The sequence below is a fragment of the Streptomyces sp. NPDC017943 genome, from assembly GCF_044328425.1.
GTDB lineage: Bacteria > Actinomycetota > Actinomycetes > Streptomycetales > Streptomycetaceae > Streptomyces > Streptomyces djakartensis_A.
This window is the reverse complement of the sequence record NZ_JBIRHH010000002.1, coordinates 527,574-542,657: the sequence shown is the minus strand read 5'-3', so window position 1 is coordinate 542,657 and position 15,084 is coordinate 527,574. Positions and strand designations below refer to the sequence as shown.

The window sequence follows — 15,084 nt, the reverse complement described above, 5'->3', positions numbered from 1 at the left end:
TCCGGACGACAGGTCCCGGCCGCGACGGGCCGGCCCTAGACCTTCTCGGCCGCTTCCCGCTTCCGCGCCGCGGCCGCGCGCGGCTTGCGCGCGTGCACCGCCCGGCTGAGCCGCCGCCCCAGGAGCAGGTAACCGATCAGCGCGCCCGTGGTGTTGAGGATGACGTCGTCGATGTCGAAGGCGCGGCCGGTGACCAGGGCGCCCTGGGCGAACTCCACCAGGAGCATCACGACCGCGGTCAGCAGCAGCACCCGCAGGATGCCGCGGGTGCGGGGGGCGACGACCGGGACGAGGATGCCGAAGGGGACGCCGAGCAGGATGTTGCCGCCGACCTGCCGGACGGCGTCCCGCAGTTCGGGCTGGTTGAGGTAGGTCTTCAGGGAGTCGCCCGGCTGGAGGTTGGTGTGGGTCAGCGCCTCCGAGGCGGGCGAGGGCTGCAGGGTCAGCCGGGCCAGCACCACGGCGAAGGCCACCATGAACACGAAGGCGCACAGCACGGCCAGCAGCCGGACGGGCAGGGGGAGCGGGCGTCGCTCGGTCCCGGACCCGGCGGTCGGGGGGTGTGAGGCGGTACCGGCCATGACGTCGTCCTCCAGTCTTCAACTTCCGTATGTGACGCGGCGGTTACCCCGGGGAACCCGGGGGTTGCCCGCCGGCGGCCGTCCTCACCCTCGGTTGCCCCGGGTTCCGCGGAGCACTCCAGGGAGGGTCCGCCGAGCCGCTGCGGGCGCCCCGCGGCGGCGCCCGCGCGGGCATGACGGGGGCCCGCCCGGCACGCGGTCGCGCCCTGCGGGCCCCGCAGACGTGGCGGCGGCGGTCAGTCGCCGTACGTGACGCGCACGTCCTTGAAGCCCAGGGACCGCAGCAGGCCTTCGAGCATGCCGGTGGTGTTCGCCTCGGCGCGGGCGGTCAGTTCGCTCTCCTTCGCCGCGTCGCCGATGTGCCGCACGGCGAGCTTCTGCACGGCCTGCTCGCCGTTGGGATTGTCCGAGAAGAGATCACCGAGCCGGTCGAAGAGGCCGCGCTGCTTGGACACGGCGTAGGACCGGTCGGGGTCGAGCGCCGGCTTGCCCAGCCGGGCGTGGGGCAGCCGGAGCGTGGCGGACGTGCGGTCCTGGTCGACCCGGACGTCGTTCTCGCCGACCTGGCCCAGGTCGACGTAGGCGTCGACGGTGCCGGCCCCGACGTACAGGGTGCGGGTGCCGCGGATCGCGTCGGGCAGCAACTTCGCGTCCTTCTCCAGGTCCACGACGACCTGGAAGTTGCCGGAGGCGGCGTCGTAGCGGCTGATGTCCTGGATCGACTTCAGCAGCGCGGGGCCGGACCGGTCGTGGGTCTCGCTGCCGAACAGGTCCTTCAGTCCCGGCAGCACACTGAGCCGGAGCCCGGCGAAGAACACCACGAGCACCAGCACGAACGCGGTCACCACTTTCGCCCAGCCGGGCATGCGCCTGTCGCGGCGCTTGACGGGAGTCGTCATGCGACGGCCCTCCTTCCTACCGTCCGGATGCCCGCCACGCCCCTTGTCAGACAGCCGAGTTGGGGACGGGCCGGGTCGGTGGACGGCGGGGGATCACACCGGGCCGGAGGTGGCCTCGGACCGGTGCAGTGCCGCGTCCAGCGTGGGGTGCGGCGGCAGCAGCCGGGACAGGCCGGTGATCCGCAGGATGCGCAGGGTCAGCGGGTGGGAGCAGACCAGGAGAAGCCGGCCCTGCCGGTCGAGGACCCGGCTGCGGGCCCGGTACAGCAGGCGCAGTCCCGAGCAGTCGAAGAACTCGATACGGCTGAGGTCGAGGACGACCCGGGCGCCGGGGCGGTCGGTCTCCCGGTCCAGATGCGGGGTGATTTCCGCGGCCGCGGCGAGGTCGATCTCGCCCCGGAGTTCCAGCACCGTGTGCCCCCGTTCCCGGCGGACGCGCAAGTGACGGGTGAGCGGTGCAGGTTCCTGCCGCACGACGAGATCGCCTCCAGCCTGCTCCGTGCGTGGGAAGGGGGTACGGCACCACGTCCGGCCCCGCCCTGCAAGTTACCCCCGAACGAGTGAATCTGAGCATGTTCGATTGACATATGTCATTGAATTCAGGCCGTGTTGGCAGAAGTTCACGCCGGGACACACGCGGGCGCGAGCGCGGGCGCGAGGCAGGAAGCGCGCGCGGATGCGCCCGGGACGAACCAGGGATCAACCCGGGGCGCGGGCGGGATGAGCCCGGGATGCGGGCGGGATGTGCGCGGGACGTACGGCACACCGGCCGGGCTGCGCCGCCCGGCCGGTGTGCCGCCCCTCCGTCACCGTGCTCAGTCGTTCACCAGGACGAGCTTTCCGGTGGTCCGGCCGGTGTCACCCTGCTCGTGCGCCCGAGCCGCCGCGGACAGCGGGAACGTGCCGGCGATCGTGGCGCGCAGCTTGCCCGTCCGCAGCAGGTCCGCGACCGCCTCCATGCCGCCGCGGTCGGCGTCCACCAGCATGCGCAGGGCGCGCACGCCGAGCCGCCCGGCCTCCTCGTACAGCTCGTCCGAGCCGCCCGGAAGGATCGACACCAGGACGCCGCCGGGTCGCAGCACGCGCAGGGAGCGCAGGGCGTTGTCCCCGCCGATCGTGTCCAGCACGACGTCGACGTCCTTGACGACCTCGGTGAAGTCCGTCTCGCGGTAGTCGACCGCCTCGTCCACGCCGATCTCGCGCAGGAAGTCGTGCTTGCCGGCGCTCGCCGTGCCGATGACGTAGGCGCCGCGCGCCTTGGCGATCTGCACCGCCACGTGCCCCACGCCGCCCGCCGCGGCGTGGATCAGCACCCGCTGCCCCGGCTGGAGGCCGGCGTGCTCGGTCAGCGCCTGCCAGGCGGTCAGGGAGACCAGCGGCAGCGCGCCCGCCTGCACGTGGTCGACGCCGTCCGGCTTGCGGGTGAGGGCGCGCACCGGGGCGATGACGTACTCGGCGTGCGAACCGTGACCGAAGGGGTAGGGCAGCATGCCGAAGACCTCGTCCCCGGGCGCGAACGCCGCCACGCCGATGCCGACGGCCTCCACCACGCCCGAGACGTCCCAGCCGAGGACGAAGGGCGGCCGGCCCAGGAATCCGCCGGTGGCGCGGTGCTTCCAGTCGGTCGGGTTGACCCCGGCGGCCCGCACCCGGACCAGTACCTCGTTCGGCTTGGGCTCCGGGCGCTCGATCTCCACGTCCTTCAGGACCTCGGGGCCGCCGAGGACGTCCTGGCTGATGGCTCGCATCGTGTTCTGTGTGCTCATGGTCATCAAGCGTGCCGGTCCGCGCACGGTCCGCCAATGGCACGATTGCCAACCTTCGATAGAATCGTGCCATGCGACGTGAGCGAGTGGTGGTCCTGGCCCTGGACGGGGTCTATCCCTTCGAGCTCGGCATCCCCAGCCGGATCCTGGGCGCGGCCGACGGCCGCTACGACGTGCTGACCTGCTCGGTCGACGGCGGCCCCGTACGCACCAACGCGGACTTCGGGGTGACCGTGGAGCACGGCCCGGAGGCCCTGGCCACCGCCGACACGGTGGTGATCGCGCCCGTCGCGCCCGACCGGCTGAGCGACGAGGTCCCCGCGAAGGTCCTGGCCGCGCTGGCCCTCATCCGCCCCGGCACGCGCATCGTCTCGATCTGCACGGGCGCCTTCGTCCTCGCCGCCGCCGGTCTCCTCGACGGGCGCCGGGCGACCACCCACTGGCAGGTCGCCGACCACTTCCGGCGGATGTTCCCCTACGTCGACCTCAACCCGGACGTGCTGTTCGTCGACGACCACCCGTTCCTCACCTCCGCCGGAGCCGCCTCGGGCGTGGACGTCTGCCTGCACCTCGTCCGCAAGGACCACGGCAGCGAGCTGGCCAACAGCGTCGCCCGGCGTTGCGTCGTCCCGCCCTTCCGGGACGGCGGCCAGGCTCAGTACATCGAGCAGCCCGTCCCCGAGCAGGGCGCCGCGAGCACCGCGGCCACCCGCGCCTGGGCCCTCGAGCGGCTGGACGACCCGCTCACCCTGGCCGACCTCGCGGGCCACGCCCGGATGAGCCTGCGCACCTTCGCCCGCCGGTTCCACGACGAGGTGGGCCTCAGCCCCGGCCGCTGGCTGATCCAGCAGCGCGTGTCCCGGGCCCGCCACCTGCTGGAGTCCAGCGACCTCACGGTGGACCAGATCGCCGGCCGGGTCGGCTTCGCGACGGGGGCGTCGCTGCGTCAGCACCTGCACGCGGCCATCGGGGTGTCGCCGCAGGCGTACCGGCGCACGTTCCAGACCGCCGCCCGGGGTTGAGGACCGACTGATTCGGCCGGGCCGGGATATCCGCACAACAGGGGCCGGGGACACGACCGTTCCGCGGCCAGGATCCTGCGGAGGAGACATGGCACTGGTGAAAGCGGGGGTCCTCGTGCTCGACTGCGCCGAGCCCGAGAAACTCGCCGTGTTCTACAAGGAACTGCTCGAAGGAGAGGAGTCGGACGCGACGGCGAACCGGGTGGAGATCAAGACGGCCGACGGTTTCCGGATCGCGCTGCGCCGGGACGTCAACGCCACTCCGCCGAGCTGGCCGCGCCCCGAGAACTCCCTCCAGGCGCACCTGGAGTTCGTGGTGGACGACCTCGACGCGGTGGAGCGCCGCGTCGTCAGTCTCGGGGGGCGCCCCCTGGAGGCCAAGGACGCCTCGGGCCCGCTGGAGGAGCGCGGCTACTCCGATCCGGCAGGCCACTCCTTCACCCTGCGCCGCACCCCGCCGACGGCGCCCAAGCAGGGCTGAGCCCGGCCGATCGCCCTCCCCGCGCGCACGGGTGCCATGAGGCTCCCGCCGCCCCGCACACGACTCGGCCCGCCCGGTGGATAACCGGGCGGGGCCGAGCCGCCGTGGGTCCGGCGGGGCCAGGTGTCCTCAGTCCCGTCCGCCCTTCTCGCCGACCGGCCAGGTGCCGGTCGAGCGCTCGATCGCCTTCGCACCCGCACGGTCCACCGCGCTGCGCACCACCGCGAAGATGGCGCCCTGGATCGCGGCGGCCATCAGGACCTCGCCCCAGCCGCGGTCCTTGTCCAGCGCGTCGGGGGCGTCCTCCTCGTGGCGGATCGCCATCCACGTCTTGCGGAAGGCGAGGCCGGCCAGCCAGCCGCCCGACCAGCCGAGCACGAACCCCAGGGGCTGGTAGGCGAGGGACATCTTCTTCTTCTTGGCCATCGGGCAGTCTCCTTGGTTGCTTCGGTTGCTTCGGTTGCTTCGGTTGCTTCGGTCGTGTCGGTCGTGTCGGTCGCGTCGGTCGTGGGGAGAGGGAAGGAGAGGTGACGGTTCGTCAGGGGGTGTGCGCCGCCGGGACGCGCTCCTCGGCGCGGACGGGACCGGGCGGGGTGCCGTCGCCGAAGGGACGGCCGCCGAGCTCCGCACGGTGGTGCGGGGTCAGCCATCCGGACAGGTCCGGTCCGAGCGGCACCACCCGGGTCGGGTTGATGCCCGTGTGCACCTGGTAGTAGTGCCGCTTGATGTGGTCGAAGTCGACGGTGTCGCCGAACCCCGGCGTCTGGTACAGGTCGCGCGCGTACCCCCACAGCACCCGGTTCTCCGCCAGCTTCCAGAGGTTGCACTTGAAGTGGCCGTGGTACACCGCGTCGAACCGGACCAGGGTGGTGAACAGCCGGATGTCCGCCTCGGTGATCGTGTCGCCGACGAGGTAGCGCTGCCGTTCCAGCCGCTCGGCGAGCCGCTCCAGACGCCGGAACACAGCCGTGCAAGCGGCCTCGTAGTCCTCCTGGGTGTGGGCGAAACCGGCGCGGTAGACGCCGTTGTTGACGTCCTCGTAGACGTCCGCCATCACCTCGTCGATCTCGTCGCGCAGCCCGTCCGGGTACAGGTCCGGAGCGCCCTCGCGGTGCAGGGCCGTCCACTCGGTCGCGAGGTCGAGCGTGAGCTGCTGGTAGTCGTTGGTGACCAGCTCGCCGCTGGGCACGTCCACGATCGCCGGCACGCTGACACCACCCGGATAGCCGGTCTCGCGGGCGTCGTAGGCCTCGCTCAGGTAGCGGATGCCGAGGACCGGGTCACGGCCCTCCGCGTCCAGGGTGAAACGCCAGCTGCGGTCGTCCTGGATCGGGTCGGTCACGGCCAGGGACAGCGCGTCCTCCAGGCCGAGCAGCCGGCGCGAGACCAGCGACCGGCTCGCCCAGGGGCAGGCCCGGCTGACGACCAGACGGTAGCGCCCGGCCTCCACCGGCCAGCCGTCCCGGCCGTCGGCCGTGATCCGGTCGGCGAAATGCGCCGTGGACCGCTTGAACGCCTTCCTCCCGTAGGCGCTGTTGCCGCCGTCGCCGTCGCCGTCGTCGCGGCTCATGGGGGTGACCTCCTCTGCCGTGCGTGGATCCTGGTGAACGCGTTCCCCGTTTTGCGCGGACGGCACGGTATGAGCACCGCCGACCGGGGCAATCGGCGGAGGTGACTGAAGAAGGAGCTGACCACAGGACTCGCGTCACCGTGCTGGTGGCGCTCGCAGCCAACCTGGTGATCGCGGCCGCGAAGGCCGTCGGCGGCCTCGCCGCGGGGTCACCCGCACTGCTGTCGGAGGCGGCGCACTCCGTCGCCGACAGCCTCAACGAGGTGTTCCTGCTCGCGGCCCTGCGCCGCAGCCGCCGGCCCGCCGACCGCCGCCATCCCTTCGGCTACGGCAAGGAACGGTTCTTCTGGTCGCTGCTGGCGGCCGTGGGGATCTTCGTGATGGGAGGCTGCTTCTCGTTCTTCCAGGGCGTCGAGGCCCTGCTGAACGAAGGCGAGGAGGACCTCGGCGGCTACGTGGCGGGTCTGATCGTGCTGGGCATCGCCCTGCTGGCGGAGGGCGGTTCACTCCTGCGGGCGCTGTACCAGGTGCGCCGGCAGGGCGGGGCGGCCGCCGGGATGCGCGACCCGGCGCTGCGCACGGTCGTCGCCGAGGACGGCACCGCGGTGCTGGGCGTGACCCTGGCCATCATCGGCATGGCCCTGCACATGGCCACCGGCGAGGTGATCTACGAGGCGTCCGCGTCCCTGGCGATCGGCGGGCTGCTCGTGTACGTCGCCTACCGGCTGGGCCGTGACGCGCGCGACCAGCTGATCGGCGAGGCGGCCGACCCGGAGGCCAGCGGACGGATCCAGGCACTGCTCAAGGCCCAGCCGGAGATCGACAGCGTCGAGGCGCTGTTCACGATGAAGACCGGCCTGGACACGGCTCTGGTGGCCGCCCGTATCGACCTGGTGCCGGGCCTGGACAGCGAGCGGGTCGAGGAGGTCTCCGTGCGCATCAAGCGCTCGATCGCGAACACGGTGCCCGAGGCCCACCAGATCTTCCTGGACGTCACCGACCGGCCGGCTCGCGAGGCGGCGGAAAGCCCCGCCGCGACGGGGGAGCGCGGCGGGGCCTGACGGACGCATGCCCCGCCGCCGCGGATTCACGCCCCTGAAGGCGGAACGTCCCCGGGCCGGCCGCGCTCACGGCGCGGCCGGCCCTTCGTGCGGGGCCCTGGGCCCGCCCTCCCGCGGGGCCGGGGCTCAGCCCGCCTCGGCCGGTTCCAGGACGAACACCGGGATCTCCCGGTCCGTCTTCCTCTGGTAGTCGGCGTAGGCGGGGTACGCCGCGACGGCGCGCTCCCACCACTCGGCCTTCTCGGCACCCGTGACCTCACGGGCCGTCATGTCCCGCTTCACCGGACCGTCCTGCACCTCCACCTGCGGGTGGGACCTGAGGTTGAAGTACCAGACCGGATGCTTGGGCGAGCCGCCGAGGGAGGCGACCGCCGCGTAACGCCCCTCGTGCTCCACGCGCATCACCGGGGTCTTGCGCAGCTTGCCGCTCCTGGCGCCCCGGGAGGTCAGGACCACGACCGGCAGTCCCGTCCCCTGCAGGGTCGTCCCCTCGGTGCCGCCGGAGCTCTCGTACAGCTCCACCTGCTTGCGCACCCACTCCGTCGGACTGGGTTCGTACTCTCCCTCGAGAGGCATGGCGTGTCGTCCCATCGTCGTGTGCCGGGCTGTTGCACCGAAGACAACACCACCCCGGACGCGCATCATCCGCAACCACGCGGGGTGTGTCCGCACCAGCGCCCTCACCCCGGCGCGACCGCCATCCGCAGGGCCAGGGCCGTCATCACCCCGCTCGCCACCCATGCCGTCGCCAGGCGCCCCCGACGACCCGTCAGCGCCCGGCCCAGCAGCGCGCCGCCACCGGCCAGCACCACCTGCCAGCTCGCCGAGGCGGCGAACGCGGCCAGGACGAACACGGCCTGCTCCGCCGGACCGGCCGGTCCGGTCGCCCGGGTGCCGAGCACCAGGGCGGCGAAGTAGATCACGGTGGTCGGGTTGAGCAGGGTGATGCCGAGCAGGCCGAGGTAGGCCCGGGCCGGGCCCGGGGGAGGAGGAGCGGACCGGGTGGCGAGCCGGTGGCCGCGGTACTCCCGCAGCGCGCCGGCCGCGCCCCGAACGGCCAGCGCCAGCAGCACCACGACGCAGACCCACCGCAGCGGGCCGAGCACCGGCCGCAGCGCGGTCGCCAGGGCGGTGCCCCCGAGCGTCGCGGCGAGGGCGTAGAGCCCGTCGGCGGTGGCGACGCCGAGCGCGGCGCAGACCCCGGTGCGCAGGGTCGTCCGGGCGGTGAGGGAGACGAGGTAGGTCCCGACGGCGCCGACGGGGACGGCGATGCCGAAGCCGGCGAGCAGCCCCGCGACGAGCGCGGCGGTCACGAGCGCGGCGGGGTCGGCCCTTCACGGTGGCCGGACTGCTGCTGTCGGCGCGCGGCGCGGGCGGCGACGGACAGCGGCAGCACAGGAGCGTACGGAGACATGGCTGGATCCTGGGGCCTGCCCCACCTCGCCGACAACCGGTTTTCGCCCCGGCTCGGCGGTGCTCCGCCGCTGCCGGGCCCGGGCGCGCCCCGCAGGCCCGCGCACGCACCCGGCCGTCGAACGGAAGGACGGCCATCCCCGGCCATGTTGCCGCCGTGGGCGATCTGGCCGAACTTCCCGTCGCCCCATAGGTGCCTGAGGCATCTAATGAGGAGCGGCACCACGCACTACACGTCTGCGAGGTCTTCATGACGGACACGACCGCACCCGTCGCCTTCCCCCAGAGCCGGACCTGCCCCTACCACCCGCCCGCCGCCTACGACGCGCTGCGCGCCGAACGGCCCCTGACCCGGATCGCCCTCTACGACGGCCGTGAGGCCTGGCTGGTCACCGGGCACGCCACCGCCCGCGCCCTGCTGGCCGACCCGAGGCTGTCGTCCGACCGCGACCGCCCCGGCTTCCCCGCCACCACCCGGCGCTTCGCCGGGATCCGCAACCGCCGCCCGGCACTGCTGGGCGTCGACGACCCCGAGCACCGGGCCCAGCGGCGCATGGTCGTCGGCGACTTCACGTTCAAGAAGGCCGTCGAACTGCGGCCGCGCATCCAGCAGATCGTCGACGAGCGGCTCGACGCGATGATCGCCCAGGGACCGCCGGCCGACCTGGTCGGCGCCTTCGCCCTGCCCGTGCCGTCCATGGTGATCTGCGCCCTGCTCGGCGTCCCGTACGCCGACCACGACTTCTTCGAGACCCAGTCCCGCCGGTTGCTGCGCGGCCCGGAGACCGCCGACGTGATGGACGCCCGCGACCGGCTGGAGGCCTACTTCGGCCGGCTGATCGAGCGCAAGCGACGCGAGCCCGGCACCGGCCTGCTGGACGACCTGGTGCGACGGCAGCTGCACGACGGCGCCCTGGACCGGGAGGGGCTGACCGCCATGGCCCTCATCCTGCTGGTCGCGGGCCACGAGACGACCGCCAACATGATCTCGCTGGGCACCTTCACCCTCCTCCGGCACCCCGAGCGGCTGGCCGAACTGCGCGCCGACCCGGAGCTGCTGCCGGACGCGGTGGAGGAGCTCATGCGGATGCTGTCGATCGCGGACGGCATGCTGCGCGTGGCCGTCGAGGACATCGACGTGGCCGGGACGACGATCCGGCGCGGCGAGGGCGTGGTCTTCGCGACCTCGGTCATCAACCGCGACGAGACCGTGTATCCGGACCCGGACGCCCTCGACTGGAACCGCTCCGCCCGGCACCACGTCGCGTTCGGCTTCGGCATCCACCAGTGCCTCGGCCAGAACCTCGCCCGCGCGGAGCTGGAGATCGCCCTGCGCAGCCTCTTCGAGCGGCTGCCCGGGCTGCGGCTGGCCGCGCCGCCCGAGGAGATCCCCTTCAAGCCCGGCGACACGATCCAGGGGATGCTGGAACTCCCCGTGACCTGGTAGGGGGTGCGTGCCCGTGGACATCGACATCGACCGGGACCGCTGCATCGGCGCGGGCCAGTGCGCCCTGACGGCGCCGGACGTGTTCACCCAGGACGACGAGGGCTACAGCACGCTGCTGCCCGGCCGGGAGGACGGCGGCGGCAGTCCCCTGGTGCGGGAGGCCGCCCGGGCCTGCCCGGTCAGTGCCATCACCGTCTCCCAGCCGGTCGCCTGAGCGGGCCGGCCACCCCCTAGGGTGTGCGGGATGACCGAACAGGTTCCCGCCCGCGCACCCTTCCTCCACGTCGTCGTCTGCGCCGCCGGTGTCGCCTCCGGGGTCGGCAAGCTGATCACCGCGGCGCAGGAGCGGGGCTGGGAGGTCGGTGTCATCGCCACACCCGTGGCGATGAACGGCTTCTTCGACACCGGTGCCGTCGCGTCCCTGACCGGCCGGCCCATCCGGTCGGCCTGGCGCACCCCGGGCGAGCCGCGCCCGTTCCCGGCCCCCGACGCCGTCGTGGTGGCACCCGCCACCTTCAACACCGTCAACAAGTGGGCGGCCGGTCTGGCCGACACCCTCGCCCTGGGCACGCTGTGCGAGGCGGCCGGGCTCGGCGTGCCCATCGCGGTCCTGCCCTGTGTGGCCGGTGCGCTGGCCGCCCACCCGGCCTACGCGGAGAGCCTCCGGCGGCTGCGCGGCATGGGGGTGCGGTTCGGTGAGCCGTACACCGGGGAGCCGCGCGAGGACGGCGGCCGGGCGGAGTTCGGCTGGGAGCGGGCACTGGACCTGCTCGCGGGCGACTGAGTGCTGCCGCGGGCGGACACGGCACGTGCGGCGCACGAACGGGCCCCGCGCCGCGCCGGCCGCGGCCCGCCGGGCCCGGCTTCGAGTCCGCACGAACCCGTACGCTCGCGGTGACCCCTTCCCGGAAGGCAGGAGCAGCAGCGATGCAGTACGTGAAGCTCGGTTCGACGGGCCTGGACGTCTCACGGATCTGTCTGGGATGCATGACCTACGGCCTGCCCGACCGCGGCACGCACGAGTGGACCCTGGACGAGGACGCCTCCCGTCCGCTGATCCGGCAGGCGGTCGAGCAGGGCATCACCTTCTTCGACACGGCGAACGTCTACTCCGACGGCACCAGCGAGGAGATCGTCGGCCGGGCCCTGCGCGACTTCGCCCGGCGCGACGAGATCGTCCTCGCCACCAAGGTGCACGGCCGGATGCGGCCCGGGCCGAACGGCGGCGGACTGTCCCGCAAGGCGATCCTCACCGAGCTCGACCACAGCCTCGCCCGGCTCGGCACCGACTACGTCGACCTCTACCAGATCCACCGCTTCGACCCGCACACCCCGGTCGAGGAGACCATGGAGGCCCTGCACGACGTCGTCAGGGCAGGCAAGGTCCGCTACATCGGGGCCAGTTCGATGTACGCCTGGCAGTTCTCCAAGATGCAGTACACCGCGCGGCTGAACGGCTGGACGCGGTTCGTCTCCATGCAGAACCACTACAACCTGCTCTACCGCGAGGAGGAGCGCGAGATGCTGCCCCTGTGCGCGGACCAGGGCGTGGGGGTGCTGCCCTGGAGCCCGCTGGCCCGAGGCCGGCTCACCCGCGACTGGGGCACCACGACCGGGCGCAGCGCCACCGACACCTTCGGCAGCACCCTCTACCCGGAGGGCGACCGCGCCATCGTCGAGGCGGTCACCCGCATCGCCGGTGAACGGGGCGTCCCGCGCGCCCAGGTCGCCCTCGCCTGGCTCCTCGCCCAGGACACCGTGACCGCCCCGATCGTCGGAGCCTCCAAGCCGGAGCACCTGCGCGACGCGGTGGCCGCCGTGGACCTCGAACTCGGCGAGAAGGAGCGCGAGGAGCTGGAGGGCCCCTACACGCCGCATCCGGTCGCCGGGCACTGATCCCGCGTCGGCGGGGCCCCGGCCGGGCATCCGGCGGGGCCCCGCCGGCCGCATTCCCGGGCGGGCCGGCTGCCCAAAGGTCGAACAGGGCGGGTGGGAAGGCCTTTTCCGCGCACAGGTGGGGGCGTGAGCCGGCGGGGCCACGGCGGCCAATGGTTTTTCCCGCCGCCGGGTCCGAGGTGAATACCCGGCGGCCGGAACAAGATGGCCAATACCGCGATCTCCGCGGTCGCGTCGATTGACATTCTGTCAAAAAGGCCCGGCCGGTCGGCCCGTGGCGGAAAACGCGGGATCGCTTGTTCCGCTTCGCTGACCTGTGCAAAGGTGTGCCCTGTCGGCGTGTCCACAACACGCCGATCTTTCGTGCGCGCGCGGCCCCACGGTCGGCATACCCCTTGGTATGGACTAATTCGGCATGTCCCTGAGAGGAATGCAGTGTGAAAGACGCAGGCCCGTCGAATTCCCCGGGCCCGGCCCGCAGGTACGGTCCGACGGACGAGCAGCTCAGCGCCGAGCTCCGCAAGTGGACCGGTGCCACACCCGCACTGCACCCCGTGGGCGAACTGCTGGACCGCCACTGGGAGGCGGCCTTCGCCTACGCCCGGCTGTGCACCGACGGCACCCGGCCCGCGGGCATGCTCACCACCGCCGCGTTCACCCGCCTGTTCGGCGAGACCCTGCGCCAGAACGGCCCGACCTCGGCATGGCGGCCCCATCTCCTCGTCACCGTACGGCGGATCGCGGCGGAGTGGTGCGACGACCACCGCCGCGAGATGCTCCACCCCGCTCTGCTGACGGGGGACGCCGACGGCCTGCGGCCGGCCGCGCGGCTGCTGCCGGTGGCGCACCGCCGCCTGCTCGCCGGGGCGTTCCAGCGGCTGCCCCAGTCCGCGCGCTGCCTGCTCTGGCACATCGAGGTCGAGCGGGAGCCGCTCGCTTCCCCCGCCGGGCTGCTCGGCCTCGACGAGGAGGGGGCGCGTGTCGAACTCGGCAGGGCCCGCGACCGGCTGCGCGAGGAGTGCCTCCAGCTGCACCGCGAACTCGCCCCGGACGAGGAGTGCCGCCGCTATCTGCGCCTGCTCGACGTGACGTACCGCAGGGGCGGCCGGACCATCGACCCGGATCTACGCGCGCACATCGAGGGCTGCCGGCACTGCAGCGCCGCCGCCGACCAGCTCGACCGCTTCAACCACGGACTCGGCACGGCCCTGTCCGAGGCCGTTCTCGGCTGGGGCGGGGCGGAGTACGCGTCGAGCAGGACGGGCTCCGCCGCGGAACCCGGCCCGTCAACCGCCTCGTCCGCCGCCGCGTCCGCCGTATCAGCCCCGCACCCGGCTCCCGACGGATTCCCGTCCCCGCCCGCCGTCGGCGCGGACGGCCCCGCGGAGCACCGCCCGGGCCTCGCCGCCGAGGGCCGCGACGCGTTCGGCGGCGGGACGGCTCCCGTCGGCTTCGAGGAGAGCGCCCACGCCGCCCACGGCACGGCGGCCTCCGGCTTCGGGACCCGTACCGCGGCCGGCCGGGCTGCGGCGTCACCCGCTCCCGGGAGTCCCGGCGAGGCCGGCCCCGGTGGGGCGGCTCCCCGCCTCGGCAGCCACGGCGAGGGCGGTCACGATGCGGCGGCCCACGGCCCCGAAGGCGGCGACGGCATCGGCTTCCGCACCCCGCCGCCCGTTCCGCGGTCCGCCCCCGATCCGGTCGCCTTGGCGCAGGCGGCCTTTCCGGATCCCGTCGCTCCCGTCGACCCTGTGGCGCTGGCCGGTGCGACGGGGGAGTCGTTCACCGACCCCGGCGGCCCGGCACCGGCCCCCGTGCCGCCCCGGCCGGGGCCCTCGGCCCGGGCCGCGGCCACGGCCGGCCCCGGCCCGGACGGCCCGGACGCTTCCCCCTCCTCACCCGCGACTCCGCCGCCGCCGGACGCGCCCGCGCCCGGCCCGCGCGCCGTGGGCCCCCGCACCGCCGCCCGCCGCGCGGGCCGGAAGGCGGCCCGCCGCGCCGCACGCCGCCGCAACCTCACCGCGGGCGTCCTGACCGCCGGCGGTCTCGTCGTGCTGCCGCTCGTCCTGTGGACCGTCGGCGGCTCCGGTGACAGCGCCCCACAGGGCGGGAAACGGCCGGCCGGAGAGGCCCCCGACGTGGAGGAACCGACCACCGCGCCGTCCTGGGTCGGTGCGGGCGAGGCCGGGAAGGACACGCTGCGCGGCCGGCTGCGCAACGCCGACTCCGGCCTGTGCGTCGGCCTCGACGGCGGCAAGGCGGTCGAGGGCGCGGAGGCCGTGCTCACCGACTGCGACTCCGCTCCCGGCCGGCAGTGGACCTACGAGACCGACGGGCTGCTGCGCAGCGGTGCCGACCCGGGGCTCTGTCTCGACTCCGGCCTCGGCTACTCGGTGCGGCTCACCCCCTGCGCGGGGCCCTCCGGGGCGGACACCGAGGACGTCCGCTACGACTTCACCCTCCAGGGCGCCCTCGTGCCCCGGTCCGACCAGGATCTCGCCCTGACGCCGTCCGCGACCGACGGCTCGGGCGCGCTGGTCCTCAAGGCCCGGGCCGACGACGCGGTGCAGCGCTGGGTGATCGACACCGCCAAGGCCGATCTGCGCATGAAGGCGGTCACCTGGAACGAGCCCGCCTCGGCCCGTCCGCCCGCACCCGTCGCCGTGTCCACCCCACCGGCGGGACCCGCATCGGCGCCGACGCCGTCCGACGTCACGCCCCGGACCTCCCCGGCCCCGCAGGAGCCCACCGAGGCCCCGTGCCACCGCTACGGCTACTGCGACGAGGACGGCCGCTACGAACAGCCCGGCCCCGGGTATCCGGACCACGGCTACCCGGAGGGCGGGTACGGCGGCCACGGGCACGACCGAGACGGCCGCCGCTGACCGGCGCGCCGGACGTGCCGGACGCACCGGACGGGCAGGAGGTGCAGGACGTGCAGGACGCGCCAG

The 15,084-nt window shown here is 73.8% G+C and carries 16 protein-coding genes; 8 read left to right on the top strand and 8 right to left on the bottom strand.

What is annotated here, in order from left to right; genetic code table 11:
• Positions 1-35: 35 nt before the first annotated feature.
• The 4 genes from ACH4C6_RS07320 to ACH4C6_RS07305 form a co-directional block, all read right to left on the bottom strand.
• On the bottom strand, positions 36-581 hold the full coding sequence (locus tag ACH4C6_RS07320) for a VanZ family protein (protein WP_398107534.1): 546 nt from the start codon (positions 579-581) through the stop codon (positions 36-38).
• A gap of 236 nt (positions 582-817) precedes the next feature.
• Positions 818-1,480, bottom strand: coding sequence for a DUF4230 domain-containing protein (locus ACH4C6_RS07315; RefSeq protein ID WP_398107533.1), 663 nt, complete (start codon positions 1,478-1,480; stop codon positions 818-820).
• Between the two features lie 93 nt (positions 1,481-1,573).
• Positions 1,574-1,954, bottom strand: a complete 381-nt coding sequence (locus ACH4C6_RS07310) for an anti-sigma factor antagonist (protein WP_398107532.1) — start codon at positions 1,952-1,954, stop codon at positions 1,574-1,576.
• Positions 1,955-2,295: 341 nt separating this feature from the next.
• Positions 2,296-3,246 (bottom strand): NADP-dependent oxidoreductase, encoded by a 951-nt coding sequence (locus ACH4C6_RS07305; protein WP_398107531.1) that lies wholly within the window; start codon positions 3,244-3,246, stop codon positions 2,296-2,298.
• A 71-nt stretch (positions 3,247-3,317) separates the two neighbouring features.
• Between ACH4C6_RS07305 and ACH4C6_RS07300 the strand changes: the two genes are divergently transcribed.
• Both ACH4C6_RS07300 and ACH4C6_RS07295 read left to right on the top strand, forming a co-directional pair.
• A complete protein-coding gene (locus tag ACH4C6_RS07300) occupies positions 3,318-4,268 on the top strand; it encodes a GlxA family transcriptional regulator (protein ID WP_398107530.1) in 951 nt (316 codons plus the stop codon).
• Positions 4,269-4,356: 88 nt separating this feature from the next.
• Complete coding sequence (locus ACH4C6_RS07295) at positions 4,357-4,749, top strand: VOC family protein (protein ID WP_369192811.1); 393 nt, start codon at positions 4,357-4,359, stop codon at positions 4,747-4,749.
• A gap of 129 nt (positions 4,750-4,878) precedes the next feature.
• On the opposite strand, the gene ACH4C6_RS07290 is transcribed toward ACH4C6_RS07295, so the two are convergent.
• The gene (locus tag ACH4C6_RS07290) at positions 4,879-5,175 is read right to left on the bottom strand and encodes a DUF4235 domain-containing protein (RefSeq protein WP_142156611.1); all 297 of its coding nucleotides are present in this window, start codon (positions 5,173-5,175) and stop codon (positions 4,879-4,881) included.
• A 112-nt stretch (positions 5,176-5,287) separates the two neighbouring features.
• Positions 5,288-6,319, bottom strand: a complete 1,032-nt coding sequence (locus tag ACH4C6_RS07285) for a glutathione S-transferase family protein (protein WP_398107529.1) — start codon at positions 6,317-6,319, stop codon at positions 5,288-5,290.
• 140 nt (positions 6,320-6,459) lie between these two features.
• Between ACH4C6_RS07285 and ACH4C6_RS07280 the strand changes: the two genes are divergently transcribed.
• Positions 6,460-7,380: a cation diffusion facilitator family transporter gene (locus ACH4C6_RS07280; RefSeq protein ID WP_398107528.1), complete on the top strand. Its 921-nt coding sequence runs from the start codon at positions 6,460-6,462 to the stop codon at positions 7,378-7,380.
• Between the two features lie 126 nt (positions 7,381-7,506).
• Here ACH4C6_RS07280 and ACH4C6_RS07275 read toward each other — a convergent pair whose 3' ends face one another.
• On the bottom strand, positions 7,507-7,956 hold the full coding sequence (locus ACH4C6_RS07275) for a nitroreductase family deazaflavin-dependent oxidoreductase (RefSeq protein WP_398107527.1): 450 nt from the start codon (positions 7,954-7,956) through the stop codon (positions 7,507-7,509).
• A 104-nt stretch (positions 7,957-8,060) separates the two neighbouring features.
• Positions 8,061-8,693: a LysE family transporter gene (locus tag ACH4C6_RS07270; protein ID WP_398107526.1), complete on the bottom strand. Its 633-nt coding sequence runs from the start codon at positions 8,691-8,693 to the stop codon at positions 8,061-8,063.
• A gap of 350 nt (positions 8,694-9,043) precedes the next feature.
• Between ACH4C6_RS07270 and ACH4C6_RS07265 the strand changes: the two genes are divergently transcribed.
• The 5 genes from ACH4C6_RS07265 (at position 9,044) to ACH4C6_RS07245 (ending at position 15,018) form a co-directional block, all read left to right on the top strand.
• Positions 9,044-10,240: a cytochrome P450 gene (locus tag ACH4C6_RS07265; RefSeq protein ID WP_398107525.1), complete on the top strand. Its 1,197-nt coding sequence runs from the start codon at positions 9,044-9,046 to the stop codon at positions 10,238-10,240.
• 13 nt (positions 10,241-10,253) lie between these two features.
• Positions 10,254-10,454, top strand: a complete 201-nt coding sequence (locus ACH4C6_RS07260; RefSeq protein WP_398107524.1) for a ferredoxin — start codon at positions 10,254-10,256, stop codon at positions 10,452-10,454.
• Positions 10,455-10,484: 30 nt separating this feature from the next.
• Entirely contained in the window at positions 10,485-11,024 is a 540-nt protein-coding gene (locus ACH4C6_RS07255; RefSeq protein ID WP_398107523.1) for a flavoprotein, read from the top strand.
• A gap of 143 nt (positions 11,025-11,167) precedes the next feature.
• Positions 11,168-12,136: an aldo/keto reductase gene (locus ACH4C6_RS07250; protein ID WP_398107522.1), complete on the top strand. Its 969-nt coding sequence runs from the start codon at positions 11,168-11,170 to the stop codon at positions 12,134-12,136.
• Positions 12,137-12,573: 437 nt separating this feature from the next.
• Positions 12,574-15,018, top strand: a complete 2,445-nt coding sequence (locus tag ACH4C6_RS07245; RefSeq protein ID WP_398107521.1) for a ricin-type beta-trefoil lectin domain protein — start codon at positions 12,574-12,576, stop codon at positions 15,016-15,018.
• Positions 15,019-15,084 lie beyond the last annotated feature (66 nt).

Bases quoted from the DNA above. Each gene is read 5' to 3' on its own strand.
- ACH4C6_RS07320 (WP_398107534.1), bottom strand. From the start codon at position 581: ATGGCCGGTACCGCCTCACACCCCCCGACCGCCGGGTCCGGGACCGAG.
- ACH4C6_RS07315 (WP_398107533.1), bottom strand. From the start codon at position 1,480: ATGACGACTCCCGTCAAGCGCCGCGACAGGCGCATGCCCGGCTGGGCG.
- ACH4C6_RS07305 (WP_398107531.1), bottom strand. From the start codon at position 3,246: ATGAGCACACAGAACACGATGCGAGCCATCAGCCAGGACGTCCTCGGC.
- ACH4C6_RS07300 (WP_398107530.1), top strand. From the start codon at position 3,318: ATGCGACGTGAGCGAGTGGTGGTCCTGGCCCTGGACGGGGTCTATCCC.
- ACH4C6_RS07295 (WP_369192811.1), top strand. From the start codon at position 4,357: ATGGCACTGGTGAAAGCGGGGGTCCTCGTGCTCGACTGCGCCGAGCCC.
- ACH4C6_RS07290 (WP_142156611.1), bottom strand. From the start codon at position 5,175: ATGGCCAAGAAGAAGAAGATGTCCCTCGCCTACCAGCCCCTGGGGTTC.
- ACH4C6_RS07285 (WP_398107529.1), bottom strand. From the start codon at position 6,319: ATGAGCCGCGACGACGGCGACGGCGACGGCGGCAACAGCGCCTACGGG.
- ACH4C6_RS07275 (WP_398107527.1), bottom strand. From the start codon at position 7,956: ATGCCTCTCGAGGGAGAGTACGAACCCAGTCCGACGGAGTGGGTGCGC.
- ACH4C6_RS07265 (WP_398107525.1), top strand. From the start codon at position 9,044: ATGACGGACACGACCGCACCCGTCGCCTTCCCCCAGAGCCGGACCTGC.
- ACH4C6_RS07255 (WP_398107523.1), top strand. From the start codon at position 10,485: ATGACCGAACAGGTTCCCGCCCGCGCACCCTTCCTCCACGTCGTCGTC.
- ACH4C6_RS07250 (WP_398107522.1), top strand. From the start codon at position 11,168: ATGCAGTACGTGAAGCTCGGTTCGACGGGCCTGGACGTCTCACGGATC.